The organism is Parafrankia sp. EAN1pec (assembly GCF_000018005.1).
GTDB classification, from domain to species: Bacteria; Actinomycetota; Actinomycetes; order Frankiales; family Frankiaceae; genus Parafrankia; species Parafrankia soli.
The window spans coordinates 2546111-2572643 of record NC_009921.1 but is presented as its reverse complement, the minus strand read 5'-3'; the positions used below and the strand labels follow the sequence as shown (position 1 = coordinate 2572643).

At 70.8% G+C, this 26533-nt stretch carries 22 protein-coding genes and 1 pseudogene; 7 read left to right on the top strand and 16 right to left on the bottom strand.

Annotation, left to right across the window (positions count from 1 at the left end; genetic code table 11):
• Positions 1-395: 395 nt before the first annotated feature.
• The gene (locus FRANEAN1_RS38395) at positions 396-1040 is read right to left on the bottom strand and encodes an FkbM family methyltransferase (protein WP_198145483.1); all 645 of its coding nucleotides are present in this window, start codon (positions 1038-1040) and stop codon (positions 396-398) included.
• 543 nt (positions 1041-1583) lie between these two features.
• Between FRANEAN1_RS38395 and FRANEAN1_RS10530 the strand changes: the two genes are divergently transcribed.
• Entirely contained in the window at positions 1584-2285 is a 702-nt protein-coding gene (locus FRANEAN1_RS10530) for a protein-tyrosine-phosphatase (RefSeq protein WP_041253974.1), read from the top strand.
• A 4-nt stretch (positions 2286-2289) separates the two neighbouring features.
• Here FRANEAN1_RS10530 and FRANEAN1_RS10525 read toward each other — a convergent pair whose 3' ends face one another.
• The 7 genes from FRANEAN1_RS10525 to FRANEAN1_RS10500 form a co-directional block, all read right to left on the bottom strand.
• Entirely contained in the window at positions 2290-4278 is a 1989-nt protein-coding gene (locus FRANEAN1_RS10525; RefSeq protein ID WP_157472524.1) for a bifunctional diguanylate cyclase/phosphodiesterase, read from the bottom strand.
• Between the two features lie 629 nt (positions 4279-4907).
• On the bottom strand, positions 4908-5066 hold the full coding sequence (locus FRANEAN1_RS42090; RefSeq protein WP_020459741.1) for a hypothetical protein: 159 nt from the start codon (positions 5064-5066) through the stop codon (positions 4908-4910).
• Positions 5067-5078: 12 nt separating this feature from the next.
• Positions 5079-5729, bottom strand: a complete 651-nt coding sequence (locus FRANEAN1_RS43175) for a class E sortase (RefSeq protein ID WP_347177068.1) — start codon at positions 5727-5729, stop codon at positions 5079-5081.
• 480 nt (positions 5730-6209) lie between these two features.
• Positions 6210-7004 carry an ABC transporter ATP-binding protein gene (locus FRANEAN1_RS10515; RefSeq protein WP_020459739.1) on the bottom strand — a complete coding sequence of 265 codons (795 nt, stop codon included), beginning with the start codon at positions 7002-7004 and terminating at the stop codon, positions 6210-6212.
• A complete protein-coding gene (gene cbiQ / locus FRANEAN1_RS10510; RefSeq protein ID WP_020459738.1) occupies positions 7001-7783 on the bottom strand; it encodes a cobalt ECF transporter T component CbiQ in 783 nt (260 codons plus the stop codon). Before cbiQ ends, FRANEAN1_RS10515 begins: the two co-directional genes overlap by 4 nt.
• A 24-nt stretch (positions 7784-7807) precedes the next feature.
• On the bottom strand, positions 7808-8236 hold the full coding sequence (locus FRANEAN1_RS10505) for a PDGLE domain-containing protein (RefSeq protein ID WP_020459737.1): 429 nt from the start codon (positions 8234-8236) through the stop codon (positions 7808-7810).
• Positions 8233-9018, bottom strand: coding sequence for an energy-coupling factor ABC transporter permease (locus tag FRANEAN1_RS10500; protein WP_020459736.1), 786 nt, complete (start codon positions 9016-9018; stop codon positions 8233-8235). The genes FRANEAN1_RS10505 and FRANEAN1_RS10500 overlap by 4 nt, the downstream gene beginning before the upstream one ends.
• A gap of 357 nt (positions 9019-9375) precedes the next feature.
• Here FRANEAN1_RS10500 and FRANEAN1_RS10495 point away from each other — a divergent pair, with 357 nt between their 5' ends.
• Positions 9376-10365, top strand: a complete 990-nt coding sequence (locus FRANEAN1_RS10495; RefSeq protein WP_020459735.1) for a glycosyl transferase — start codon at positions 9376-9378, stop codon at positions 10363-10365.
• Between the two features lie 31 nt (positions 10366-10396).
• Here the strand turns inward: FRANEAN1_RS10495 and FRANEAN1_RS10490 are convergent, their stop codons facing one another.
• Complete coding sequence (locus tag FRANEAN1_RS10490; protein WP_020459734.1) at positions 10397-11221, bottom strand: class I SAM-dependent methyltransferase; 825 nt, start codon at positions 11219-11221, stop codon at positions 10397-10399.
• Positions 11222-11507: 286 nt separating this feature from the next.
• On the opposite strand from FRANEAN1_RS10490, the gene FRANEAN1_RS10485 reads away from it, so the two are divergent.
• Complete coding sequence (locus FRANEAN1_RS10485; RefSeq protein ID WP_347177067.1) at positions 11508-12617, top strand: glycosyltransferase family 4 protein; 1110 nt, start codon at positions 11508-11510, stop codon at positions 12615-12617.
• Between the two features lie 18 nt (positions 12618-12635).
• Here FRANEAN1_RS10485 and FRANEAN1_RS10480 read toward each other — a convergent pair whose 3' ends face one another.
• From FRANEAN1_RS10480 to FRANEAN1_RS10465, 4 genes are all read right to left on the bottom strand, one after another.
• A complete protein-coding gene (locus FRANEAN1_RS10480) occupies positions 12636-13532 on the bottom strand; it encodes a methyltransferase domain-containing protein (protein ID WP_347177066.1) in 897 nt (298 codons plus the stop codon).
• A gap of 167 nt (positions 13533-13699) precedes the next feature.
• The gene (locus tag FRANEAN1_RS10475) at positions 13700-14878 is read right to left on the bottom strand and encodes an RNA polymerase sigma factor (RefSeq protein ID WP_006538863.1); all 1179 of its coding nucleotides are present in this window, start codon (positions 14876-14878) and stop codon (positions 13700-13702) included.
• 40 nt (positions 14879-14918) lie between these two features.
• Positions 14919-16793, bottom strand: coding sequence for a DNA primase (gene dnaG, locus FRANEAN1_RS10470; protein WP_020459730.1), 1875 nt, complete (start codon positions 16791-16793; stop codon positions 14919-14921).
• A gap of 513 nt (positions 16794-17306) precedes the next feature.
• A complete protein-coding gene (locus tag FRANEAN1_RS10465) occupies positions 17307-18608 on the bottom strand; it encodes a deoxyguanosinetriphosphate triphosphohydrolase (RefSeq protein WP_083788193.1) in 1302 nt (433 codons plus the stop codon).
• A 71-nt stretch (positions 18609-18679) separates the two neighbouring features.
• Here FRANEAN1_RS10465 and FRANEAN1_RS42085 point away from each other — a divergent pair, with 71 nt between their 5' ends.
• From FRANEAN1_RS42085 to FRANEAN1_RS10455, 4 genes and pseudogenes are all read left to right on the top strand, one after another.
• The gene (locus tag FRANEAN1_RS42085; protein WP_020459728.1) at positions 18680-18835 is read left to right on the top strand and encodes a hypothetical protein; all 156 of its coding nucleotides are present in this window, start codon (positions 18680-18682) and stop codon (positions 18833-18835) included.
• A 40-nt stretch (positions 18836-18875) separates the two neighbouring features.
• Entirely contained in the window at positions 18876-19415 is a 540-nt protein-coding gene (locus tag FRANEAN1_RS10460) for a PH domain-containing protein (RefSeq protein WP_020459727.1), read from the top strand.
• Between the two features lie 405 nt (positions 19416-19820).
• A pseudogene (locus tag FRANEAN1_RS43170) lies at positions 19821-20030 on the top strand (hypothetical protein); the annotation flags it as partial.
• Between the two features lie 55 nt (positions 20031-20085).
• On the top strand, positions 20086-20301 hold the full coding sequence (locus FRANEAN1_RS10455; RefSeq protein WP_020459726.1) for a hypothetical protein: 216 nt from the start codon (positions 20086-20088) through the stop codon (positions 20299-20301).
• A 75-nt stretch (positions 20302-20376) separates the two neighbouring features.
• On the opposite strand, the gene FRANEAN1_RS10450 is transcribed toward FRANEAN1_RS10455, so the two are convergent.
• The 3 genes from FRANEAN1_RS10450 to FRANEAN1_RS10440 form a co-directional block, all read right to left on the bottom strand.
• Positions 20377-22260 carry a transketolase gene (locus FRANEAN1_RS10450; protein ID WP_020459725.1) on the bottom strand — a complete coding sequence of 628 codons (1884 nt, stop codon included), beginning with the start codon at positions 22258-22260 and terminating at the stop codon, positions 20377-20379.
• 358 nt (positions 22261-22618) lie between these two features.
• On the bottom strand, positions 22619-23305 hold the full coding sequence (locus FRANEAN1_RS10445; RefSeq protein WP_020459724.1) for a YdcF family protein: 687 nt from the start codon (positions 23303-23305) through the stop codon (positions 22619-22621).
• A gap of 71 nt (positions 23306-23376) precedes the next feature.
• A complete protein-coding gene (locus FRANEAN1_RS10440; RefSeq protein WP_020459723.1) occupies positions 23377-26436 on the bottom strand; it encodes a glycine--tRNA ligase in 3060 nt (1019 codons plus the stop codon).
• Positions 26437-26533: the final 97 nt, after the last annotated feature.

Below are 26533 nucleotides of genomic sequence, written 5' to 3'. Positions count from 1 at the left end.
TGTTGAGCGACCATGTGTACGGAAGGCTGAGGTCTGAGAGGACTCCCTCGTTACCAACCGGCCATCGATCGTAGTGAAGGCGGATTGTCCAGGGAACAATCACCAGAGCTACCCATGGCGCAACGAGGATTTGCGGCGTCCACCATGCCACCTCCCCAAAACGGGTGGTTCTCAGACACTCCAGAAAAAATGTCGCAAGTGCCGCAGCCAGACAACTAAAGATATAGTTGAAATTTTTTCCAGCATATGCCCCGTAGAGCGCCAGAATGACGCAGCATGTAGTTATGGCGAGGGGGATCGGAGCGGTACGACCCCGCGTAGCCGACGGGTCATCCATCATCGGCCGAAAGTGCCGTACGGTGACATCGCGCAGAGGGACCGCCTCGGTACAGTCATCACTTCGATGTACCCTTCGCCCGGCCAGTCCCCACTCCGTTGTCTGGGAGATACTGGTCGAGTATGGACTTCTTCAACGCGAGAATGTTCTTCGGGCTTTCACGGTCGAGCTCTATCGCACGGAATGCTCGCGTTTCGGGATTATAGACCACGGGATGGTAATCCAGTTCGTCCAACAGGCTCCGCAGTCGCGCGGGGTGGTTGTACTCCACCAGAAGTGCCGGTGCGAGGCGCTCGATGAGAGCTCGAGCGCCGTCAAGTACTGCCGGCTCATGCCCCTCCACATCAATTTTGATCAACGTTACACGCCGATCATGCGGGACCACGTCGTCGAGGCGAACAACAGGAACTCGCTCACGTCTACTCGCGATGTCCGGCGAAGCTACCTGGTTCACGGTGCCGTGGCCGATCGTGAAATCGATTTCACCAGATTGATCGCCAACCGCCACCCGGTGAACCTCAACCTGAGACAACTGATTCAGATTTATGTTCTCAATTAGCTGATCCCACGAGTCGGAAGACGGTTCGAATGCAATGCAATGCACCCCAGGCAGAGAAGCAGCCAAAAGCGTGTAGACACCGACGTTTGCGCCAACGTCCACAAATACGTCACCAGGATTCAAGTAGTCCAGAAGGAAACGCATCTCCATCCAGTCCGGAAGTCTGCAGTAGAGCACTGCCGATGCGGACGTACTGTGCGGATGGCAGCGTAGGCGGACGGAACCATGAAGATCGATCGTGACCGGACGACGAGTCGTTCGCTGCCAGATCTGCCATCCGATGTATCGTGCGCATGCGCGATTCCGTTGGCGCTGCACGGCTGGATGGTTCCGGATGTGGCGAAGGGTTGTCCGTGCAGCGGTGGCACCAGCACGGGATACAGGCTGGAGCGCGCCGGGCCGACCCAGGGCAATCGACATGAACGGAGAGTAGCGCGCACGCCATACTGCCTTGCGTGACGACACTCCGCGCCCCGACAGAAGTCCGTTAAGTCACTTCCGGAACATCATTTGGTGTTCGTGCGGTGGCTACTGAGGACGGTCACAGATGCGGCAGACAGCACGCAAGGGCTCAAGGGTACGTAGGAAACTTTTATAGATCTTGGTTTCCCAGCTACGGAATTTTCCGTATGAGGCGGTCTCGTGTGCTGCGCAGGGACCTGTCACCGATAGGGACCCGGCCGCTTGATGACGAGACGCACGGGAGGCATGGTGGAGCAGGAGCACTGGTCAGTACTCATAGTCTGCACCGGCAATGTGTGCCGTTCACCCATGGCGGAGCGCCTCGCGGTGGCCCGGCTGACCCGGCTTGCCACGGAGGCGGGCGCATCGGGCTCGGCGGCGAGCGTCAGCAGTGCGGGAGTCCGGGCGTGGGTCGGCGAACCCATGGACCCGCACGCGGCGACCGTGCTGGCCGAGCGGGGAGCAGACCCCGCCGGGTTCCGCTCCCGCGCGGTGACATCCGTGATGGTGGAGCAGGCGGACCTGGTGCTCTGCGCGACGCGGGCACATCGGGCCGAGGTCGTGGGGCTTGCCCCGCGCACCGTCCGCCGAACCTTCACCCTGCGTGAGTTCGCGCGTCTGACAGATGCGGTCGGACCGGAACGCATCGATACGGCTGCCGGTACGCTCGCCGCCCTGCATGAACGCGGAGATTTCCGCGCGGCGGGGACGGCGCTCGTGGCGGCCGGGGTGACCGCCCGTGGCACGGTTCCTCCTGTCTCCGCAGCGGACGACGATCTCGTGGATCCACTGGGCGGCGGCCTCGACGCCTTCCGCGCGTGCGCGGATGCCATCGAGGCCGCCCTCGACCCACCAACCCGTCTGCTCGCTGTCCTCCTGGGCGTCGCGGCCCCCCGCCGAACCGGGGCCCGGACCCAGCAGGCCTAGCCTGTCAGGCTCCCCACCCATCATGGGCAGGCTGACCGGACGGCCGCCGGCTTCCCGCCTCAGCATGCTGCGACATGCGGAATCCCATCGACCGCAGGCCCGGGCGACTGGACGGCACGGCGAGCGAGGGTTTGCCCGCCGTGGGCGGCTCCGCGGCGCCGCACGCCGAACCCGAAGTCATCATCGACGCCGTCGCGACCGGCGCGGCGGACGCCGCTCCTGCTGCGGGCGAGGAGAGCTGGGCGTTCGCGGCGGTAGCCACCGAGTGCACTCGGGCGCCACGCGAGGCGGTGGTGACCCTGATCGGACCCGTCGGCGCAGGCTCCCCCCCGGAGGGCAGCCACCGGAGCCGGTCGCCCCATTCGCGCAGCCAGCTCAGCACCCGCTCCCCCGCCAGCGGGCGGGAGACGAAGTAGCCCTGGACCTCGTCGCACTGCCAGGCCGCAAGCGACGCCCACGAGCGCGACGTCTCGACGCCCTCGGCGACGATGCGCAGCCGGAGCGCGTGCGCGAGGGAAACCGTGGACCGGACGATCTCGGCCGCCGAGGAGTCGCGGTCGATGTCGCGCAGGAACCGCTGGTCGAGCTTCACCTCGTCCGCGGGGAGCTCCCGCAGGTAGGCGAGCGAGCACAGGCCTGTGCCGTAGTCGTCGAGGCTGACCCGCACACCGTGGTCACGCAGGCCGGAGAGGGTCCGCTGTGCCTGCTCCAGGACCGTGATGAGCCCGTCCTCGGTGACTTCGACGACCAGCGCCGACGCGGGCAGGCCGTGGCGCTCCAGCGCACCGCGCACCAGGTCCACGAATCCGCGGTCGACGATGACCGAGGCGGGCACGTTCACCGACACGGCCAGCGCGGCGCCGGCCGCGTGCCAGCGGGCGCAGTCGGCGAGGGCGATGTCGAGGACCTGCTGGGTCAGGCGCCCCATCAGGCCGGCGCGTTCCATCTCGGGCAGGAACATGTTCGGCGGACGGAGCCCGCCGGTGGGATGGCGCCATCGCACCAGCGCCTCGACACCCCTGATCCGGCCGCTGCGCATTTCGGCCTTGGGCTGGTAGCGGAGTTCGATCTGGCCGCCGTCCAGCGCCTCCCGCAGGTCGGCCCGCAGCCCCAGCTGGGCACGGTTGCCGAGCTGGCAGGCAGGGTCGTAGACACGCTGGCCGGTGTGGGTCCCCTTGGCCGCGTACATCGCCTCCTCCGCCCGCCGCATGAGCTCCAGGATGCCGCGCCCGTGTTCGGGAGCATGGGCGATACCGACACTGACGTCGGCCTGGACGCGCAGGTCATCCAGGCGGACAGGGATTCTCAGCGCCTCCCGGATCCGCCGGGCGACCGCCTCGGCGCCGGCGAGGTCGACGTCCCGCAGCAGTACCGCGAACTCGTCGCCGTCGACCCGCGCGAGCAGGTCGGCGGGACGCAGCACGGAACGCAGCCGGGCGCCGACGGTGGCCAGCATGTGGTCACCGTGCTCGTGGCCGAGCGTCCCGTTGATGTCCCGGAGGCGGTCGAGATCGATCAGGATGAGCGCCGCCGACACCGAGCCCCGGGCTCGGTGACCGCCCCCGAGCCAGCGGGAGGCGGTCGCGACGAAATGGCGACGACCTGGCAGGCCAGTCAGATCGTCCGAGCCGTACCAGCGGCGACGGACCGCCGCGACCATCCGGTCACCCAGTCCGGACAGCGGCAGGCACGCCACCGCCGCCACCGTCAGCGATGTGGTGATCGCGCCGGACGGGGCCAGCACCTTGATCGCCGCCCACCAGGACACGACCCCTACGAGAAGAACCACGGACGCAGACGCGAGGACGCCGGGCCGCCGACCGGATGTCGTGGTCTCGTCGACACGGCCGCCCGCGCGCTGCCGCCCGCCCCAGGGCCGATTCCGGCCGTGCTGGTCTCCGCCGCTCGAGCGCCCCGCGCTGGAGACCTCCAGCTCCGGAAACGTCGGAGAACCTCCGGTGGTCGGCGAGTGCGCCATCGCAGGAGAGGTCATCGGCGCATCCGACGTTTCCCCTCCGGCGTGCGCGACCGTGGCCTGCGCCCTCGCCGTCTTCCCCCCGCCGGCCGTCGCCACGGCACTGCTGCGCGCAGCCGCGCCGCCACGCACTGCCGAACCGCTGTATGCGGTCGAACCGGGTGATTCCTGGCACCGTCGGGCCACCGGCGTGGTGAGACGCCGGACGGCCCGACTCATGTGCAATGACGTCACCATCGGCCCACACCCGCCGAACCGATCAGAGAACGGTCTTGCCTGACCATACGATTTGCCCCCGAAGTTGAACCTGCACCGTCCGGAACGGACGCCCCCGCGCTTTGCCGGCCACTACAGGGCGGCCCCTTGCGCCCGGTTCGTTCGCCCCTGCGGTGCGCGAGCGTAACGCGCACGAGTTGGCAGATTATCCGACACCCAGGTATTTCCGGGCCGGCGAGAGCCGAACCTACCCGCACACTTCACTTGCTGGAGCACCTGACGGGACGATTTCCCGATTAGCGGCGATCGTTCGACGGATCAACAGCATGATAATGGCACGACGTGGTCTGCATGTGGTCCGTCGAAGACGAGGGGGCTGTCGGACGGGTTGCCTCATGCCACAAGAGGCAACGCCCGCGCCCCTCCCGGGGCTAGTCGCTGACCGTTACTCTCGTGGTGGGCAGATGCGACTCGACCGCCGGGAACACCACCAGCAGCAGGAAGGCGACGGCCAGCAGCACGAAGAGCACCGCGAGCGGGACCCGAACCCGCGTCGGCCCCGGCAGGTGCCGGTAGATCCAGCTGTACATTCTCGTTTCCTTCTATTCGTCCGCGAGCGCGCGAGGTGGTCCGTCGGACTTGTCCGTGGTCTCGTCGAGGTTGGCAAAGACGATGAGTCGACTCCGCGCCGAGAATCGTGGATGGCAGGTGGTCAGTGTCATCAACGCCCTGGTGGGAGCGACTCCGGCGTGCCCTGGAACCGGGTAGGTCACGTCCAGCCGATGGGGGTCCACGACCTCCGAGCCGGTGACCCGGTAGGTGAAATACCGGTCTGCCACCTCCACCACGAGCGGATCGCCCACTCTCAGCTCGTCCAGCCGGCTGAACGGCTTTCCATACGTGGTGCGGTGACCGGACACGACGAAGTTCCCTACGTCGCCCGGCATGGCAGTGCCCGGGAAATGCCCAGGTCCGCGGCGTAGCGCCGCCACCGACACACCTTCCACAACCACGGGTGCGTAGTCGGCACCGAAGCGGGGGACCCGCAGGACAGCGACTCCCTCGCCCAGTTCGACGGGCGGCACGACCGGTCGTGGTTTCGCAGCCTCGGCGGGAGCCCGAGGATGCGGTTGTCGAGACCACGCCGTGGTCAGGTCGTTTCGGAGCCGGTCCTGCGTCCTGGCCGCGAAGATGTCGGTGATCCACAGCTGGTAGGCGAGGAAGAGCACCACCACCAGACCCGCTGTGATCATGACCTCGCCGAGGCCCCGGGAGACCCGACCGCCAACCGGCCGATCCGCCAGCCCCGCCACCGGGTTACGCCGGCGTCTCCGGCCGTCCACTCGATCGGGCTGGACCCGCCGTGGCCAGGGGGTGTGGCGAACCAGCCCGGGCCGCCGAGCGCCCCGGCTCCGGCCAGGCCCTCCGGGTGCCGCCCGCGCGCCCCGATGCGCCGGCTCCCCCAGGTGCGGATCCGCGGTCGGCGACGCCGGGGCCGGAGGACGTCCGGCTCCGGGCTGGACGGGCAGATCCGTCAGCGAATCCGCCAGGTGCCGGCGATTCGTCGCCGGCACCGACACCGACACCGGAAGTTCGGTCGCCGCGTCGGCGGGCGGCAACTCCGTAGGCGCGTCGGCAGGCGGCAGGTCCGTGGGCGGGTCCGGCGCCGGCAGGAGGGTCCGTGGACCGTCTTCATCTTCTGAAGCCCTCGACGCACCATCCATGCCGTTACTCTAAGGCACTACGTAACCACTCCCAGCTACGATTCGGCGAGGTTCGAAGCCGAACGGCAACTCGAGACGATGGGCGGCCATCAGCTCCGCGTCGCAGAGCAGGGCCTGCGTCGAGCCGTCCGCGGCGATCACTCCACCGTCCAGGATGACCGAACGCGGGCAGAGCTGCAGCGCGTAGGGAAGATCGTGCGTCACCATGACCAGGGTGAGGTCCAGGCCGGCGAGGACCTCGGCGAGCTCCCGCCGCCCCGCCGGATCGAGATTCGCGGACGGTTCGTCGAGGACGAGGACGTCGGGCCGCATGGCGAGCACCGTGGCCAACGCCGCCCGGCGCCGTTCGCCCAGGCTGAGATGGTGGGGTGCCCGGTCCGCGTGGTCGCGCAGACCGACCGCCGACAACGCCTCGCTGACCCGCCCGGCGAGTTCCGCCCCGCGCAGGCCGAGGTTCGCCGGGCCGAAGGCGACGTCCTGGCCGACCGTGGGCATGAAGAGCTGGTCGTCGGGATCCTGGAACACCAGGCCGACACGCCGGCGGATCTCCCGCATGTTTCCGCCGGCCACCGGCGCGCCGTCGATGCGCACCGTCCCGGACCCGGCGGTCAGGATTCCGTTGAGATGCAGCATCAGCGTCGTCTTGCCCGCGCCGTTCGGCCCCAGTACGGCGATCCGCTCGCCGCGAGCGATCATGAGGTCGACGCCGAAGAGCACCTGGCGGCCGTCCGGATACGCGAAGGCCAGCCCCTCGATCTCGACGACCGGTCCACCCGGTGTCGCGGGGGTCTCGGAAACGATCACGAGAACACACCCAGGTCGACGCTCCAGCCTGCCACCGCGATCGCGGCACCCACGGCGATCACGCCGAACGCGACCGCCCACTCCACCCGCCGCGGCGCCGACCCGGGGAGAGTTCCGGGCAGCACGCCGGTGTAGCCGCGCGCCAGCATCGCCAGGTGGACCCGCTCCCCCCGCTCGTACGAGCGGATGAACAGGGTACCGAGGGACGCGGCCAGCGCCCGGGTCGCGAGCAGTGAGCGAGGCTCGTACCCGCGCGAACGGCGAGCCACGCCCATCCGGTGCATCTGGTCGATCACCACACCGGCGTACCGGATCATGAAGGAGGCGACAGCGATGATCACCGGGGGCAGCCGCAATCGCTCCAGGCCGACGAGCAGCTCCCGGACGGGTGTGGTGGCGGCGAGCACGATGACCGTCATCAGACCGAGCGTAGCCCTCGCAAGCAGGCCGAATGCCTGCTCCAGGCCTGGCCGGGAGAGTGCGACGCCCACGACGTCGATCCGTTCTCCCGGCACGACGAAGGGCAGCGCGACCGCGAACGCCACGAACGGCAGCTCGACGGCGAGCCTGCGCAGGACGAGCAGGGGTGGGAGGCGGGCGGCCGCGCACAGCCCGACCACGACGAACAGGTGCGCCGCGAACACCCAGCCGGCCGCGATCGGCGTGATCACTATGCAGACTACATAACCGAACGCTGCCACGATCTTGCACTGAGCAGGCAGCCGGTGCGGGATCGTGTGGCCCGGCCGGTACGGGTCGAGGATGTGCGCACCGCCCATGACGCGGCCAGCTCTCGGCGGAGGTCAGGCGGCCGGGGCGGTTCCGGCTCCGCCACCGGTCCCCCGCCCGTCCGCGAGCGGCGGCCGCCGCTCGGAGGCACGCGGCCGCAGCCGCACTACGCCGAGGACGACGACACCACCGACAACGAAGGCGATCGACACTCCGATGATCCCGGCGACACCGCCGGCGAGACGCTCGTTGTCGATCCCGGACACGGCGTAGTCCGCGAGCGGCCAGTCGGCGAACGAGTGGTGCTCCGCCTGGTCCAGGAATCCCTTCTCCTCGGCGACCTTCTCCAGCCCGTCCGGGCTGGAGCTGGCGTAGCCGGACACGAACCCGGCGAGCACGAAGGCAACGAACAGGCCCACGACCAGGAAGATCCTGTTCCGGCTGCGGGCGGCAGCCGGGGGCGGCGCCGCCTGTACCTGACCGGCTTCGTCCAGCGCGTTCACGCTCGCTCCCCTCGTCCCCAGCCGCCCGCGGCGGGCGCCGCCGCGGCTTCGGTCATGGCCGTTTCGGTCGTCGCGGCCGCCGGGGCGCTCCTCGGCGCCGCGAGCACCGGCCGCCGGATCGCCAGCCGCTGCGCTCCGCGCAGATCGCGCGCCCCGTACACCAGGTCGGGCCGAGTACTCATGACCAGGCTCACGGTCGCCGCGGTGATCACGGCTTCGCCGATCCCGATCAGCAGGTGAACTCCGAGCATTGCGCCAGCCACGCCGCTCAGCGGCAGGTCGACCGTCCCGCCGATGGCAAACTCGATCACGAACGCTCCCGCGGCGAGTGGCACGGTGAGGAACGCGGCCACCGCGGACGCGGCCACCACCGACGACGCTTGCGGCGGAAGGAGTCGTCGCACCAGCCAGAAGATGGCATAGCCGCCGAGCGCGCCCACCACCGCCATGTTCGTGATGTTGAGTCCGAGCGCCGTCAGGCCTCCGTCGGCGAACAGCGACTGGACGCCGAGCACCACGGCCAGGGCGATCGCGCCCAGCCACGGCCCGACCAGAACGGCCGCAAGCGCACCACCGAGCAGATGGCCGCTGGTCCCCATGGCGACGGGGAAGTTGAGCATCTGGGCCGCGAAGACGAAGGCGGAGCACAGTCCGGCGAGCGGCACCACCTGGTCCGAGCTCTCCTCGCCTGCGCGCTTCACGGCGTAACCGACGCCCGCGATCGCGACCGCGCCGAACGCCACCGACGTCGGCGCGTCCATGAATCCGTCCGGGATATGCATGATCCCCCCTCCGTCAAGGCGTCCGGGCAGGCGTCGACGCCCGACCAGCCCACAGCTGCTAAGGATACGCAGCTGCGAACCTCTTGCAGGAGAAACAGCTGTTCCCGGAGAACTCGACATCTCAACCCCCACCGCGCGCCACCGCAATGCAGGCACGATTCCGCACAGACCATTACTCATCCATGACACTCGACGCCACACGACCATGACTTAGCACTTTCGGTTACTCTCTTGCTACCCTGTGTGTCCGGCCAAGAGTGGCCGGGACTCGACAACCAGGAGTTCGCGGACGCGCCCAGGCCTCCGCGTCCCGCCAGCCCACTGCACGCCTGCGCCAGGTCCGCACGAGGTGAGTCCATGAAGACTGTCGCGGTGATCATCCACTGGGGCCCGCCCGACCCGACCATCGAGCTCGCGACCCGGCTGGACGGCTCCGTCCGCATCGACCAGGTCACCGTCGTGGCCAATGACCGGTCCGAGCGACCAGGCGGGCTCGCTCCGGGGGTGAGCTGGCTCGTTCCCTCGCGCGACCTCGGTTTTGGCGGCGGGTTCCGGCACGCGGCCGAGGCATTTCCCTCGGCCTCCGCCTACCTGTTGGTCGACAACGACGTGTGGATCGACGACACAGCGATCGCGGCCTGCCTGGACCTGCTGGCCGGCACCAACATCGGCGTCGTCGCGCCGACCCTCGTCGGCGACACCGGGGTGCGGTCCGCGGCGGCACGGCGGACCCGATTCCTCGTCGCGCCGAAGGTACTGGGCCACGCCCCCGTCGACCGACCGAGCGAGGCGCGCTGGGTAGCCGGCGCCGCGATGTTCATCAAGGCCGCATGTCACCGGCGGGTCCCGATGGACGGCCGCTACTTCCTCGGCTTCGAGGATGTCGACTTCTGCCACCGCGCCCGCAACGCCGGCTGGAGCGTGGTGATCAGCCCCGCGTTGGCGTGGCATGGCGGCCGCGACACCGTCCCTCCGGCCCGGTACGGCTACTACGAGATCCGCAACCGCCTGTGGTTCACCCGAGTCCGCCACTGGCCCGTGCGCACGATCCTCGTGGCACTGTGGACCGCCGTGATAACGCTGCCACGCACCGTCGTCCTCGATCTGTTCCGGCGCAGAGGCACGGCCGTCTCCGCCCTCGTCCTGCACGGGCTGGTCGACGGACTCGGTTCGCTCCCGCCGAGCGGCGACCCGCGTCCGGACGAACCGCGGGTCACCCGTTGGACGGCAGAGGGCTGGATGACAGAGGGAATGAGCGGCGCCTCACGAGTATCCGGCCTCCCCCGCAGTCGGACCGGCGAACAGGGACCCCGCCCACGCGCAGGCAAGGCCCGCCGGTTGGACTGACGCCGGGTGGGCCGGACCTCGTCTCGACCGTCTAGGTGGATGCGGCGGCGGTCTCGTCGTTCGCGGGCGCGGGTGACGGGATCCCGGTGGCCGGCGCCCCTGGTGGCGTCGGGGCGTTCGGCACGAAACTGATGTCCGGCTCGTGTTGGGACGGTATCGCCGTCGTCGCGGCGCCCTGCGGCGCGCCCGCTGACCTCGTCCGCGCATCCGTCACAAGGAACACCGACTGCCAGGCGAAGAGGTTCGGTCGAGTCTCCAGCGCCCAGCGGTCCGCCCGTGCGGCCAGTGAGTCCGGTAGCCACTGCCGACTGCGCCACAGGGGCAGGCCGCCGCTGGCTCCGACCGCGAGGACAGTGAGCCCGTTGTCCTCCAGCAGTCGCCGAGCGGTCACGACAGTGAAGAAGCGGACGTGGGTGGAGTCCATGACACCGGTCTCGGTGTAGTCGAACCGGCCTACGAGGTGCTGGGCGCGCTGGCGGAAGTGCGCGACGTTCGGCAGAGCGACGGCGATCCGCCCGCCGGGTGCAAGGACGCGCCGCGCTTCGGCGAGCAGCGGTGCCGGATCGACGAGGTGTTCCAGGATGTGCGAGAGCAGGACGAGGTCGAACGACCCGTCCGCGGCGAACGGCAGGCCCTTGGCCAGGTCGGCAAGCTTGACGGTCTCGCATTCCGCCGCGGCGGCAGCCAGCTCCGCCGGATCGAGGGTCACCCCGGTCACCCGCCAGCCCCGCTCGCGCAGCCGCCGCGCGTTGTCGCCCGCGCCGCAGCCACAGTCGAGGGCACGGCCAGGCGGAATGTCGACAAGATCGAGCAGGGCCGGGTTTCCGGCATTGCGGTATCTGAGATCCGTGGTCATCGGCGACTCCTTGTGGCTCCCACTCGAACACAAGCTGTCCAGCTACACCAAGAGATTGTCCAAACACAAAGGGTAATGGATGTCGCGCCACACCGAGGCCCACCGACGCGAACCGCGACACGACACAGACAGGTCGGCCGGGTTGACGACGACTCCAGCCCGGAACCTCTCCGACTGACACGCCCACGCATCACCACAACTACGGAGAGACTAACTAGTATCACTTTCCGTGCCCATGACTCTCAGATCTCCCGCCACGACCGAACCGAGCGCGACCGATCCACGAGTGCTCCTGTTGAGCCCGGCACAGCCGCATCCGGAAGCGGCACGTCACCTCACCGCTGTCACAGCGGGTCTGCACTCGGGCGGCGCCGAAGTCTCGCGGATCGAACCGAACGAATGGGGCGAGTGGGCCGGCCGCATGGGCACGGAGTTCACCGCCCGGTGCCGGTCGCTGTGGAGCACCGTCGCCCGGGCGCGGCGGCTGGGAACGGTCGAGAGCATCGTGGTGGGGCGGGTCGATCTCGTCCCGGCGGGGATCGTCGCCGCCCGCATCACCGGCGCCCGCCGCGTTCCCGTGCTCTTCCACGGCACCGACATGTGGACGATGCGCCCGCACCTGCGGTTCCTCCTGCGCCGTGACCCGCTGCTGTATCCGGTGACGACCAGCTCGTTCGGCGCGGGCGCGCTGTCGACCGTGCGGATGGGCGCGATCCTCCCGCCCGGACTGGACCATCACTGGCGGGAGACGCTGCTCGCCGAGGCCGCCCGCCGCCGGCCACTGCCGCCGATACCCACCGTTCTCAGCGTCTTCCCGCTCGACGAGTGGGACGCCAAGGGCCTGCCGGCCCTCCTCGAGGCCGTGAAGACCGCGAGCCGCACGCTGGGACCGGTGCGGCTGGTGATCGCCGGCCCCGGCCCGGCGCCAGGAGCCCTCCACGCCCACGTCGCCGCACGGGAACACACCGAGTTGCACGAGGATCCCGGCGACGAGGCCCTGGCCAGGCTGTACGCCACGGCGGACCTGTTCGCCCTCTGCACACGGACGCGCACGACCGCGCCCGCCAGCGGCGAGGCCCACGGGACGGCGCTCATCGAGGCGCAGCTCGCGGGCTGTGCGGTGATCGGCCCGGCGCAGGGCGGATCCCGCGACGCCTACCAACGAGGCATGACCGGGTGGACCCCGGCCGACGAATCCGCGCCGGCTCTGGCACACATCCTGCAGGACCTGCTCGCCGACCGGGCGCGCCTGGCCCGTGCCGGCCGGCAGGCCTCCGAGTGGGCGCGGGCCATCACCGACCCCGGCGACCACACCCGGGCCGTGTTCGCCGCGCTGCTGGGACGCGAGCCGGACGTCTCCCCCGTCGACGGAGCACCCGCGCAGAGCATCACGTGACCACGCCGGAGGCGGGCCTCAGGCGGTCGCTCGGCGTTCCTCGAGGTCCACCAGGACCGCCGCCACGCCATCCGGCCCGGTCCGTGCGTCCAAGCCAGCCCCGACGTGCATGCCTACCTGGCTGTCCGGGCGGGCCTGAGCGAACTCGAGTGCGGTCCGGAGTGCGACCGGATCGTGCGGGCGGGTGGCGACCAGCAGATGCCGGGCCGTGAGCCTGTCGTCGAGGTCGGTCAGCGCGCCCAGGGCGTGGAGCTCGACGTCGCTGAACCCGGCCCGTTCGACCAGCCCCACGAGGTGGTCCCGGGTGCGCGGGTGGATCGGGAGGGCGTATCGACCCCACAGGCCAGGTGCAAGACCGGCGGACGGCGGCACGCCCTCGCCGGAGGTGTCGGAGTCCGCCACGGCCACGTGAAGGAGAAGGCGGCCGCCCGGTCGGAGTGTGGGCCGCACCGAGGACAGCATCGCCGACAGCTCATCGTCGCCGAGGTGCTCGGCGACCGCGAGGGACACGGCGATGTCCACCCGACGCCGGGATCCGAAGAACTCCCGGGGAGTCCGATAATCGATGTTGACTGCCGAGTTGAGGACCCGCGCGCAGGCCAGGACGCCCCGCGAGACGTCGACCGCCGTGACGGACCAGACCCGCCCGGCCACCGCCCGCGCCAGGTACCCGGGGCCGCAGCCGATGTCGAGCAGGTCCTGCTCGGGTGCCAGGAACGGTGCGAGCACATCCCGGACGAACAGCTCTCGTGACACACGGTTGCGATGGGCTTCGCCGCCCCGGTCGCGGCCCCGGAAGTAGTGCGGGGCCAGCCCGAGCAGCCACAGCGCGAGACCTGGTTGCCGGGCGGGCGGGGTCAGCGCCAGCAGCGCGCGGACCCACCTCGCGCCGAGAAACGTCCGACCCCCTGTCACTGCCACCGCCAGGGAGCGGACACGCGAGATGCGCGCGGGAGCTGAAGCCCTACCGTCAGAGAGTCCGGGAGCCGCAGATCCTTCCGGACTGCCTGACCGCTGCGTCACAAGGTCCGACCCTGACAGGCCGAACACGCTAAGTCAACGAATGACTACTACGAGTTCGACTACTCCAGGTAGTCGCGCAGCTTCTGGGATCGGGACGGGTGGCGCAGCTTCGACAGCGTCTTCGACTCGATCTGCCGGATGCGCTCCCGGGTGACCCCGAACTCGCGGCCGACCTCCTCCAGCGTGCGCGGATGGCCGTCGGTGAGGCCGAAGCGTAGCTGGATCACCTTCTTCTCACGGTCGGACAGCGTGTGCAGCACGGAGTCGAGCTGCTCCTGCAGGAGGATGAAGCTGGCGGCGTCGACCGGGACGACCGCGTCGCAGTCCTCGATGAAGTCGCCGAGGTGGGAGTCCTCCTCCTCACCGATCGGCGTCTCCAGGGAGACCGGCTCCTGCGACACTTTGAGGATCTCCCGCACCTTGTCGGGCGTGAGGTCCATCTCCTTGGCGATCTCCTCCGGGCTCGGCTCCCGGCCGAGGTCCTGCAGGAGCTGGCGCTGGATGCGGATCAGCTTGTTGATCGTCTCGACCATGTGCACCGGGATGCGGATCGTCCGGGCCTGGTCCGCGATGGCGCGGGTGATGGCCTGCCGGATCCACCAGGTGGCGTAGGTGGAGAACTTGTAGCCCTTGGTGTAGTCGAACTTCTCGACCGCGCGGATGAGGCCGAGGTTGCCCTCCTGAATGAGGTCCAGGAAGAGCATCCCGCGCCCCACGTAGCGCTTGGCGATCGAGACGACGAGCCGCAGGTTCGCCTCGACGAGCTTCCGCTTGGCGATCTGACCGTCCCGCTCGATGGCCTCGAGATCCCGCCGCATCTGCGGGGAGGTCTTCTTCGTCGCCACCGCGAGCTTCTCGGAGGCGAACAGGCCCGCCTCGATCCGCTTGGCGAGGTCGACCTCCTCCTCCGCGGTGAGCAGCGGTACCTTGCCGATCTCCTTGAGGTACATCCGCACCGGGTCGGAGGTCGGCGCCTTGAGCGCGAGCTCCTCCTCCTCGCGGCGGCGACGGGCCAGCAGATCCGCCTCGTCGGCGTTCTCCCCCCCGGCCTCGAGAACCTCGATGCCCTCGTCGTTGAGCACCTGCAGGACGGTCTCGGCCTGCTCGGGGGGCAGCTCGGCCGCCTGAATCGCGACCGTGACGTCCTCGGTGGTGAGGAAACCGATCTCCTTGCCACGGGTGATGAGGTCCTTGACCTCGTCCACCTGGGCCTCGCGGGGTAGGACGGTAGGACTCATGGGCGGAATCTCGTCACTTCCTTCTCGGGATCGACCCAGGTTACGCGGCACCTACGCCCCGCTCCCGGAGTTGGAGCTTGTGCTGTTCCAAAGCAATCAGCTCACCGAACGCACGGTTGAAGGCATCGGTGTCGGATGCCGGGTTCAGTCGCTGCACCCGCGACTTGAGCTCCCGGATCCGACGGGTCACATGCAGCTCCTGCACACGCGACATCTGATCGTCGACGTAGCGGTCGTCCACATCGTGGTCGCACAGCACCCCCTCGACAGCGAGCGCGAGGACGAACCGCCGGAGCTCCTCGTCCGGCGTCGCGTCCACCACCGCCGCAACCCAGCCGGACGGGTCACCGGCCGCGTACAGACCCGCGCACACCCCGCCCGCCACGGCGATCGCCTCCCGGACGGCCCGGTGCGCGGGAACAGTGAACAGCTCCGTGGACAGCGTGTCGAACATCGGTCCGGCCAGCCCCGGATGTTGCAGGGCGAGTTTGAGGGTCTCCCGTTCGACGATGGCGGTCGCATCGTCCGGCGCCGGGTCCAGCCGCCGGCGCGCGCCGACGCCCTCGGCCGCCCCGGCCTGCGACCGGTGCTGCCCCACCCGCTCGACCACGAACCGCTCGTCGAGGAAGCCGAGCCAGCGGTCGAGGTTCACCGCGTACCGGTGCCGCATGCCTGCGTCCTTGAGCCGGTTCACCAGCGGGGCTGCCGCGTCCAGCGCGGCGATGCGGCCCTCGGTGGTGTTGAGGTCGTAGCGGTCGATCACGCCGCGGATGGCGAACTCGAACAGCGGCTGGCGGCTGGCCACCAGGTCTCGCACGGCCGCGTCACCGTGCTGCGTCCACAGGTCGCAGGGGTCGAGGCCGTCCGGCTGCACCGCGACGAAGGTCTGGGTGACGAAGCGGTCCTCGTACTCGAAGGCCCGCAGGGCGGCGGCCTGGCCCGCCTTGTCCCCGTCGAAGGTGAAGATGACCTCGCCGGTGCGGGCGTCGGAGTCCATCAGCAGCCGGCGGACGATCGCGACGTGGTCGGCACCGAAGGAGGTTCCGCAGCTCGCGACCGCCGTCGGCACCCCGGCCAGGTGGCACGCCATGACGTCGGTGTAGCCCTCGACGACGACAACCTGGTAGCGGCGCGCGATCTCGCGGCGGGCCAGGTCGGCGCCGTAGAGGAGCTTCGCCTTCTTGAACAGCGGCGTCTCGGCGGTGTTGAGGTACTTGGGACCGGCATCGGGGCCCTCGGCGAGGCGCCGGCCACCGAAACCGACGACCTCGCCGCCGAGGTCACGGATCGGCCACAGCAGGCGGTGGTGGAACCGGTCGATGAGGCCGCCGCGGCCGCCCCGCTTCGCCAGCCCGCCCAGCTCCAGCTCCTCGGCGGTGAACCGGCGGGCGAGCAGGTGCCTGGTCAGCGCGTCCCAGGACGACGGCGCGTAGCCGAGACCGAACTGTTCCGCCGCCGCCCGGTCGAAGCCACGCGAGGCCAGGAACTCCCAGCCGGCCCGGGCGTCCGGGGAGGAGTGGAGCTGTTCGACGTAGAACTCGGCGGCCAGCCGGTGGGCGTCCAGCAGCCGCTGGCGCTGGCTCGTCACCGCGCGGCTGGTGGTGCCCCCGCCCTCGTAGGTCAGCGTGATGCCGGCCCGCCGGGCGAGCCGCTCGACGGCCTCCGGGAAGGTCAACCCGTCGATCTTGCGGATGAAGGCGTAGACGTCCCCGCCCTCGTTGCAGCCAAAGCAGTGGAAGAACCCGACCGAGGGCCGCACGTTGAACGACGGTGACTTCTCGTCGTGGAACGGGCACAGGCCGACCAGGCTGCCACCGCCGACCGGACGGAGCTGCACGTGGTCACCGATGACGTCCGCGATGAGTGAGCGCTCCCGTACGAGAGCGATGTCAGCGTCGCGGATGCGTCCGGCCACCGATACCCTCCCTGCTCACGTCCGGCGGACCCACCAGCGGCGGGCTCCGAGGTCACTGGTCCGAGTCACTGATCCGAGTCACTGGATAGACGGCGCGCCCCGGTCGGGGGTTGCGCGTCGCGGGTTACTTGTGTCCGGTCACCTGATACGACGCTGCCGGTGGTACGGCCGACCGTCGGGGCTACTATGCCGCCGGCCGGACGGTGCCACCGATGACGCCGGTGTCAACGGTCCTTTAGCGTGATGGTACTTGTCATCCGGCCGACAGTGCCGATCTTGCCGGCAGGAACTCCGTGGGCGACCGATCGGCGGCCCCACGGACCGCGACGGCGACGTCACCACACGCGCACGCCCGACCACACCGAGCGGCGCGCTCCGGCCGAACCATGATGCGCCACGAACCACAACGGACGCGCCCGACGGACCACCCGGATCACTCCAGCATCGCGCCACGGTCACATCCCATCCCAAACGCTGTCGGCAGCGATCACAGCGTACGTCGTTTTTCGCTGGTCACAGCGCCCTCGGCAGCGGGCGGCCCGTCAGTGCCGCGTGCCGGCGCCCGGCGCTGGCGTCGGTGAGCCGGGCGACCTGGTCGATGACCACCCGCAGCCGGGCCGCGTCGTCGGCCGCGTGCCGGTAGGAGTCGGCCAGCGGCGCGTCCAACGACGCCGGGGCGCTGGCCGCGAGCAGGTCGACCAGCTCGGCGATCAGCTCGCGCTGCCGGGCCCGCCGCTCGGCGGCGCCGGGCCGGCCCATCACGTACCACGCGGTGACGCCCTTGAGCGCCGCGCACTCGGCGAGCGTCTCCACCGGCACGACCAGGTCGGCCCGGTAGCGGCGCAGCGGCTCATCTCCGTGCCGCTCGCGGGTGGCCCGCACCGCGGCCATCGAGAACCGGGCGACGAGTTCGCTGGTCATCGCGCGCAGCGCGGCCAGGCCGGCGACGGACCCGACCTCCTCCCGGATCCACCACGGCTGGGCGCGCAGCCGGTCGAGCCCGGCCGCCGCGGCGGGCGCGTCGACGTCCGGGTACCAGGCCGCCGTCCGGGCGGCCAGCTCGGCACGCAGCTCGGGGTCACGCAGCGCGGCGAGGTCGATGTGCCCGGCGACGACGCCGTCCTCCAGGTCGTGCACGGAGTAGGCCACGTCGTCCGCCCAGTCCATGAGCTGGGCCTCGAAGCTGCGCCGCGCGCCGGGGGCGTCGCGGCGCACCCAGGAGAGGATGCCGGCGTCGTCGGCGTAGGCCCCGAACTTCGGCGTGCCGGCGCGGCGCAGCCACGGGTACTTCACGGCGGCGTCCAGGGTCGCCCGGGTCAGGTTCAGCCCCGCGCCGCCGCCGGCCGCGCCGCCGCCGGTCTCCCCGGCGGGCGCGACGATCTTCACCTCGAGCCGGGTCAGCTCGCGCAGGCTCTGGGCGTTGCCCTCGAACCCGCCGCAGGTGTGCGCCGCCTGGTCGAGCGCCACCTCTCCGTTGTGACCGAACGGGGGATGCCCGATGTCGTGGGCGAGGCAGGCGGCGTCCACCAGGTCGGGATCGGCGCCCAGCGAGCGGGCCAGACCGCGCCCGATCTGCGCCGTCTCGAGCGAGTGGGTCAGCCGGGTGCGCGGGAAGTCGTCGTCGAGCGGGCCCACGACCTGGGTTTTTCCGGCAAGTCGCCGCAAGGCGCTCGAATGGAGCACCCGGGCACGATCCCGCTCGAACGGGGTGCGTTCGCCCGGTGTAGCCTTGTCCTGCTCTGTGACCCGTCGCGCCAGGTCGGCAGGGTCATACCACTCACTGACCACATAGCCGAGCGTATCGGCGCGATTCACGTACCTACGTCGATCGCAACGGCGATACTTTGGGCGCACCCCGTTCCCCCAACTCGGCCCGGAGGCCCGCCGTGGACAAGATCGTCAAGTACGGTGCGATCGCATTCCTTATCTTCTTCGTCGTCACCGCACCGGACAGCGCCGCGAGCATCATCGACCGGGTGTTCGGCTGGCTCGAGGACATCGGGAACGGAGTGTCGGAGTTCGTGACAGACACGGCCCTGTGATGCGGTCCCGGCGGGGCCTGATGTCTGCGACACTTCGTCCGTGGTGAGACTCCAGCTTCCCGACCCTGCGCTGCGGGACACCAAGTACCTGGCCTCCCAGGAACGCCTGGTGATGATGGTCCGGCTGCACTGGGCCATCATGCTGCCGGTCCTTCTGCAGACGCTGGGTGCCGTCATGCTCGCGCTCGTCGTGAACATCCTCTTCGCGGCGCAGGGCATCGACACCGGGCCGATCACCACTGTGCTGTGGTACTTCGCCCTGTTCATGATCCTCCGGATGCTCTGGAAGATCGCGGACTGGCACTTCGACCACCTGATGATCACCGACAAACGGTTGCTGAAGGTGTCCGGCATCGTCTTCCGGAAGGTTCAGACGATGCCGCTGTCGAAGATCACGGATCTCACCTACAACCGGGACCCGCTCGGGCGGCTCCTCGGCTACGGCGAGTTCGTGGTCGAGTCCGCGGGGCAGGACCAGGCCCTCTCGAAGATCAATTTTTTGCCGCGGCCGGACCGCCTCTACCTCACCCTGGTCGACATGACCTTCGGTGGCGGCCCGTCCCCGGCAGGCGACGACTGATCCCCTCGACTCACCCCCCCGAGGGGACGTCCCACCCTCACCACGCGGCTGCCCATACCCGCCGGCGTCTCCCGTCACACTGCCGCCTCGCCGACATCGCGCCGTTCACCCTGCCTGCCGAACGAAGGACCCGGTTCTGGCGTTCCAGGGAAAGGTGAGCTTAAGCTAAGCGCCTTCCACCTGGGTGGATGACGTGGGCATGTATGGGGACTGGCCCTGACACGGGCCCATCTCCAGTCCGCCGTCATCCACCCGGTGTCGTCGTCTGCGTTACGCGAGGGTCGGGGCCTGCCAGAGATGCGTGCCAGCGTTGGCGTCCCGTTCGCGCGCGGACTACGCGTCTTCGGTGACCGGCTCGCCACCGTCGGCGCCGACGACGAGCAGGCTCGGGAACTCACCGCGGTGTACCGCCCGGACGTCGTCCTGGCGCGCGCACCGGAGGGCTGGCGGATGCGCGAGCACCACACCGGGCCGACCCGGGACCTGCACCCCGACCTTGCCCTGCTGCTGTCGACCTCGGGCTCGACCAGATCCGCGAAACTCGTCCAGCTGCCGATCCCCTACTGCTACGGCCTTTCGGTCGTGAACAGCAACCTCGCGCGCGGCGCCGGGCTGCCAGGAGTCGGGTCGCCTCGCCCGCGTCGTCGCGCGGGACTACCACGGCCACGAGGTGCTGGTCACCCTCGCCGTGCGGGACGAGGACGCCGCCCTCGCGGTCAACGCGGCCAGCATCCCCGGCTCGGGGGCAGGCAGCGGCACCGTCAGCGGCACGGAGCTGCGTGCCAGGGCCCGGGTGGCCGGCGACCGGCCCGCCCTCGAGATCGGAGACCAGGTGATCGCCCAGCTCCGGAACGCCGCGAAGGTCTGGTACGACCCCTCACGGTGACGATCCGCGGCCGCCCGGCCAGGGGAACGGGCGGCCGCGGATCCCGCGCCGGACGAGCCGGCGCGGGAGGTGGTCTCAGCGCAGCAGGCCGCGCGCCGCCTCGACGATGTGCGGCGTGGAGATGCCGGCGAAGTCCAGCAGCTCGTCCGGGGTACCGGAACCGGGAAGCTCACCGACGGCAAGATGCGCCAGCCGCAGCGAGACGCTGCCGTCGCGCAGGACGCCCGCGAGGCCCTCGAGCACCGCGCCGCCGAGGCCGCCCTCGGCGTAGTGGTCCTCCGCGACGACGAGGCGGCCACCGGTCGCCCGCGCCGCCTCCGCCAGGGTCGCGGTGTCCACCGGCTTGACCGAGTACAGGTCGATCACCCGTGCCGAGACTCCCTCGGCCGCGAGCACGTCGGCCGCGGCCAGGCAGTGGTGCAGGGTGACCCCGGCGCCGATCAGCGTCACGGTGTCGGCGTCGGAGCTGCGCAGCACCTTGGAACCGCCCGGCGCGAACGTCTCGTCCGGGCCGTAGAGCACCGGGTAGGCACCGCGGGTCGTCCGCATGTAGCTGACGCCGGAGATCCCGACCATCGCCTCGATCAGCTTGGCCGCGGAGGTCGCGTCGCTCGGGTAGAGCACCGTCGAGCCGCCCACGGCCCGCATCATCGCGAGATCCTCGAGCGCCATCTGGGACGGGCCGTCCGCACCGATCTCCACCCCGGCGTGCGACCCGGCCAGCCGGATGTCGACCTGCGAGATGGCCGCCATCCGGATGAAGTCGTAGGCGCGGGAGAAGAACGCGGCGAACGTGGAGGCGAACGGAACGTAGCCGCGCACCGACAGGCCGACCGCCGCCGCGACGAGCTGCTGCTCGGCGATGAAGATCTCGAAGAACCGGTCAGGGTGCGCCTTGGCGAAGTCCTCGGCGTAGGTCGAGTTGCTCACCTCGGCGTCGAGGGCGACGACGTCGGTGTGCGCGCCGACCGCGGCCAGCGCCTGGCCGTAGGCCCGCCTGGTGGCGACCTTGGCGCCCAGCTCGTAGGTCGGCAGCTTGATCGCCGGCTTCTGGGCCGGGGCCGGGCGGGCCATGTCCGCCGGGGGAACCGGGCCGCGCACGCGCAGGTTCCGCTCGCCGCCCAGCTCGATGATCGCTCGGGTCGCCATGTCCTCGGGCAGCGGCTTGCCGTGCCAGCCCTCGGCATCGGCGACCTCTGAGAAGCCTTCGCCCTTGCGGGTGCGGGCCAGGATCACCGTGGGCCGCGTCGCGTCCTCGGCGTCGGCGAGCGCGGCGTCGATCGCGCCCAGGTCGTGGCCGTCGATCACGACCGCGCGGGCGCCGAACGCCTCGACCCGGCGGGCGTAGGCGTCCATGTCCCAGCCGAACTCGGTCGGGCCGCGCTGGCCGAGACGGTTGACGTCCACGATCGCGATCAGGTTGGACAGGCCGTAGAAGGCGGCCTTGTCCAGCGCCTCCCACATCGAGCCCTCAGCCATCTCGCTGTCGCCGCAGACCACCCAGACCCGGTACGGGACCTTGTCCAGGAACTTGCCGGCCAGCGCGACCCCGACGGCGTCGGGGAGGCCCTGGCCGAGTGATCCGGTCGCCACGTCGACCCAGGGCAGGACCGGGGTCGGGTGGCCCTGCAGGCGGTGCCCGAACCGGCGGTAGCCGGTCATGAGCTCGTCGTCGGTGACGACGCCGACCGCCTTGAACATCGAGTAGATCAGGGGCGACGCGTGCCCCTTGGAGAAGATCAGGTGGTCGTTCGCCGGGTCGTCCGGGGTGTCCCAGTCGTAGCGCAGGTGGCGCGTCAGCAGCACCGCCATGACGTCCGCGGCGGACATGGAGGAGGTCGGGTGACCGGATCCGGCCGAGGTGCTGCTGCGCACCGAGTCGACCCGCAGCTGCTGTGCGAGTTCCCGAACCGTCTCCAGGTCGGCGACACCGACCACTTCGGACACGGGAGTTGCCACACCAGCCTCCTTAGTCAGGATTGTGCTGCGCAGGTCGGTTGCACGGATGTGTCAAGGGCCGGCCGGCCCGAGCGTTCCGTCGCCTGCCGAAGTACCCTGTCACTCCGCGATCCGAACCGTACCAGCACCTACGGCCCGCCACGCCTGGCGAAATCGCGCCTTCGTCACACCTTCCCGCTCGGCGCTCGGCCCGCGCGGCCCCGCCGGCACCTGGCGATCGGCCGGGACGCAGGGACTACTCGGCATGGTCCGCGACGTCCACCCGTCCCGGGCCGACGCCACACCGTGGTGATCATCACGCGGCGGGCGCGTCCCGCCGCCCCCCGGTGGGGCACCCGCCCGGGGATCCCCGGGCGGGTCAGACGGCGGGTGTGTGGGCCGCGGACGGCGAGGCCCGGTGGAACAGCTGGTAGAAGCGGTACCCGATCCCCTCGCGCAGGATGTACCGCATCTGGGTGCCGAACCCGCGGTTGGCCGGGCCCGACGTCGCCGGCGACGTCACCGCGTCGACGCCGAGGTCGTCGGCGATCGCCCGGGAGCGCAGGCTGTGCCAGCGGTCGGTCACCACCACCGCGGACCGCCACTGCCGGCTGTCCATCAGCCCGGCCACCGCGGTCAGCGACGACAGTGTGTCGACACCCTGGGGCACCACCAGCACGGCACTGGACGGCACGCCGCGGTCACGTAGGTAGGACCCGGCGGCCTCGGCCTCGGTGAAGCGGTCCCCCGGCTGGTTGCCGCCCACCGTGATGACCCGCGGCGCGACGCCGGACCGATAGAGCTCGAGGGCGTGGTCGAGCCGGGCGGCCAGGATGGCGGACGGACGGCCGTCGTACTGCGAGGCGCCCAGGACGATCAGCGCGTCGGAGGCCCGCCGGTCGTCACCGCGCCCGACCCACCACACCTGCCCGAAGGTCATCACGGACCCGAGCAGCACGATCCCGACGATGATCGCGACGATTCGGGCCGCCCAGCGCCACCAGGGCACCCTGAACCAGGACGCCGAGGGCGGACGGGGCACAAGCCGCCGGAGGGACAGGTCCACGCGATGTCACGTTAGCCGTCCGGGACCAGCCCAAACCTCCCGGGCGCACCTGGGTGCTCCGCGACGCGTACTCAGGTGCCGGTGGGGCCGTCGGCGCCGCCCGGCGCGGCCGGCAGCGGGCCGAGCGCGTCCCAGTCCAGCACCTCGGCGGCGACGTCGCGGATCTCCGCCAGCAGCCCGAGCCGGGCCGCGCGCAGCGCGGGATCGTCGGCCATCACCAGTACCGCGTCGAAGAAGCCGTCGACCGCGTCCGGGAGCTGCCCGGCGGCGGCCACGAAGTCGTCAAGCCCGGGCAGGCGGCCGGCCGTGCGCGCCGCCAGCTGGCGGGACAGCTCGGTGACGGCCTGGGCGAGGCGGTGGTCGGCGGGGTCGACGAGGGCGCTGATCTCTATGCCCGGCGCGACGTCGGCCGGGACGATCCGGCGGACCCGCCCCAGGGCGGCGGCCAGCCGCGCGAACGACGCGGTCTCCACCAGCGGGCGCAGCGCCTTCAGGGTCACCATCGCCTGGCCGGGCCGGCCGGTCAGCGGGCGCAGCGCGCCGACCAGCCGGTGGTCGACGCCGGTGTCGAGCAGGTACTGGGCGAACCGGCCGCGCACGAACGCGTCGGCCTGCTCCAGGGCCGCCTCCGGAACCGGCACCGGGACGAGCTTCGCGGCCTCGGCCAGCATGTCGGCCACGGTGATCCCGGCCAGCTCCGGCCGCTCGGCCAGGATCGCGGTGACGCCCAGCGCGGCGCGGCGCAGACCGAACGGGTCGGAGCTGCCGGTGGGCGCCGCGTCGAGCGCGAACAGCCCGGCAAGCAGGTCGATCCGGTCGGCCAGGGCGAGCAGCGCGCCGGGGACCGTGGCCGGCAGCGTCCCGCCGGCCCGGCGCGGCAGCTCCATCTCGTGGAGCGCGACGGCGACCGCCTCCGGCTCGCCGGCGCGGCGGGCGTACTCGCGGGCCATCGTCCCGGCCAGGCTGGACAGCTCGATCACCATCTGGGTGGCGAGGTCGAACTTGGCCAGCTCGCCGGCGCGGTCCAGCGTCCGCCGCTCCGCCGGGGACAGCGCGCCCGCGTCGGAGGTGGCGAGCCGGTCCGCGAACAGGCCGGCCAGCCGCGCGATGCGCTCCGCGCGGTCGGCCACCGACCCGAGCCGCTGCTCGAAGGTCAGCTTCGCCAGCCCCGCGCGGAACGTCTCCAGCGGGACCTTGAGGTCGGCGTCGAAGAAGAACGCCGCGTCCTCGAACCGGGCCCGCACCACCGCCTCGTTGCCCGCGCGGACCAGCGGCACGTCCACCGCGCCGTCCGCGACCGTGACGAAGCAGGGCAGCAGCGCCCCGGCCGTGTCCCGCACCGCCAGGTAGCGCTGGTGCTTGTGCATGACGGTGGTGAGGATCTCGGCAGGCAGGTCGAGGTAACGCGGCTCGAAGGAGCCGAGCACCGGACGCGGGAACTCGACCAGGTTGGTCACCTCGTCGAGGACGTCGGCCTCGGTGTCGAGGTCGATCGTGCCCGCGTGCTCGGCCGCCAGCTTCGCGGCCTCGTCGACGATCAGTTCGCGGCGCGCGGCCGGATCGAGCAGGACGGAGTTCTCGGCGAGCAGCTCCGGGTAGCCGACGGCGCCGGTCACCTCGATCGGCGGGGACCCGGCGCGCCGGTGCCCGCGGGTGGTGGAGCCCGCGGCCAGCGTCGACGCCGCGACCGGGACCACCGCCCCGCCCAGCAGCGCCACCACCCAGCGCACCGGACGGCTGAAGGACAGCTCCGGGTCGTTCCAGCGCATGTTCCGCTCGGCGCGCAGCCCGCCCAGGACGGCGCCGAGGACCTCGGCGAGCACCTCCGTCGCGGGACGGCCGGTGTCGGTGCGCACCAGGGCGACGTGCTCCACCCCGCGGTGCTCGACGACCGTCAGGTCCGCCACGTCGCCGCCCTGCCCGCGCACGAAACCCGTCGCGGCCTTCGTCGGCGCGCCCTGGGCGTCGTAGGCGGCGGAGCGGCGCGGGCCGCGCACGACCCGCTCGACGTCGGGCTCACGCGGCGCGACGTCGTCGACGATCGCGACGATGCGCCGCGGGGTGCCCTGCACCCGCAGCTCGCCATAGGTGAGCCGGGTCGCCGCGAGCCGCTCGACGAGGGCCGCGCGGACGGCGGCCGTCTGGCGGGTCACCTCGGCGGCGGGCAGCTCCTCGGTGCCGATCTCGAACAGCAGGGTGGCCGGCCCCGCCGGCACGGCGGCCGGGTCGACCGGCCGGGCGGCGGCCGGGGCCAGGCGCGGCGCCTCCCCCAGCGGGTCGCCGAGCTCGTCGCGCCTGTCCCGCCAGAGCTGGGCGACCTCGCGCGACATGCCGCGCATCTGGGCGAAGGAGGTGGCCCGCTCGGTGGTGGAGACCGCGCCGCGCGAGTCCAGGATGTTGAACGCGTGCGAGCACTTCAGCACGTAGATGTGCGCCGGCACGGGCAGCCGGGCGTCGATGAGGCGGCGCGCCTCGGCGGCGCAGTCGGCGTACATGCGGCGCACCGTGTCGATGTCGGCCTCGTCGAGGTAGTACCGCGACATCTCGTACTCGGCCTGGCCGAACACCTCGCCGTAGGAGACCCCCGGCGCGTAGGCGATCTCGGTGAAGTGCCGGACCTTCTGCAGCACCATCAGGATCCGCTCGATCCCGTAGGTGATCTCGACGCTCACCGGGTCCAGGCTCTGGCCGCCGGCCTGCTGGAAGTAGGTGAACTGGGTGATCTCCTGCCCGTCCAGCCACACCTCCCAGCCCAGCCCCCAGGCGCCGAGCGCCGGCGAGGCCCAGTTGTCCTCCACGAAGCGGACGTCGTGCGCAGCGGTGTCGATGCCCAGGGCCTGCAGGCTGCCCAGGTAGAGCTCCTGAGGGTTGCCCGGGTCGGGCTTGAGGACGACCTGGAACTGGGTGTGGGTCTGCAGCCGGTTCGGGTTGAAGCCGTAGCGGGAGTCGTCCGGGCGCACCGAGGGCTCGACGTAGGCCACCCGCCACGGCTCGCCGCCGAGCACCCGCAGGATGGTCGCCGGGTTGTGCGTACCGGCGCCGACCTCGGTGTTGAACGGCTGCACGATCATGCAGCCGCGCTCGGTCCAGTAGCGGGTCAACGTCAGCAGGGCGTCCTGCATGGTCAGCATCGGGTTCAGCCTCGGCAGCTCGGTTTCGGCGACTCGGTCTCGGCCACTCACAGCCGAGGCTACCGGGTGGCGGCGCCGCTACCCGTAGCCCGCGTGG

What these genes read in the sequence shown, in the direction of transcription:
- FRANEAN1_RS38395 (WP_198145483.1), bottom strand. Translation starts at nt 1,040, where the DNA reads ATGCGTTTCCTTCTGGACTACTTGAATCCTGGTGACGTATTTGTGGAC.
- FRANEAN1_RS10530 (WP_041253974.1), top strand. Translation starts at nt 1,584, where the DNA reads ATGACGAGACGCACGGGAGGCATGGTGGAGCAGGAGCACTGGTCAGTA.
- FRANEAN1_RS10525 (WP_157472524.1), bottom strand. Translation starts at nt 4,278, where the DNA reads ATGACCTCTCCTGCGATGGCGCACTCGCCGACCACCGGAGGTTCTCCG.
- FRANEAN1_RS42090 (WP_020459741.1), bottom strand. Translation starts at nt 5,066, where the DNA reads ATGTACAGCTGGATCTACCGGCACCTGCCGGGGCCGACGCGGGTTCGG.
- FRANEAN1_RS43175 (WP_347177068.1), bottom strand. Translation starts at nt 5,729, where the DNA reads ATGATCACAGCGGGTCTGGTGGTGGTGCTCTTCCTCGCCTACCAGCTG.
- cbiQ (WP_020459738.1), bottom strand. Translation starts at nt 7,783, where the DNA reads ATGGGCGGTGCGCACATCCTCGACCCGTACCGGCCGGGCCACACGATC.
- FRANEAN1_RS10500 (WP_020459736.1), bottom strand. Translation starts at nt 9,018, where the DNA reads ATGCATATCCCGGACGGATTCATGGACGCGCCGACGTCGGTGGCGTTC.
- FRANEAN1_RS10495 (WP_020459735.1), top strand. Translation starts at nt 9,376, where the DNA reads ATGAAGACTGTCGCGGTGATCATCCACTGGGGCCCGCCCGACCCGACC.
- FRANEAN1_RS10490 (WP_020459734.1), bottom strand. Translation starts at nt 11,221, where the DNA reads ATGACCACGGATCTCAGATACCGCAATGCCGGAAACCCGGCCCTGCTC.
- FRANEAN1_RS10475 (WP_006538863.1), bottom strand. Translation starts at nt 14,878, where the DNA reads ATGAGTCCTACCGTCCTACCCCGCGAGGCCCAGGTGGACGAGGTCAAG.
- FRANEAN1_RS10440 (WP_020459723.1), bottom strand. Translation starts at nt 26,436, where the DNA reads ATGCTGACCATGCAGGACGCCCTGCTGACGTTGACCCGCTACTGGACC.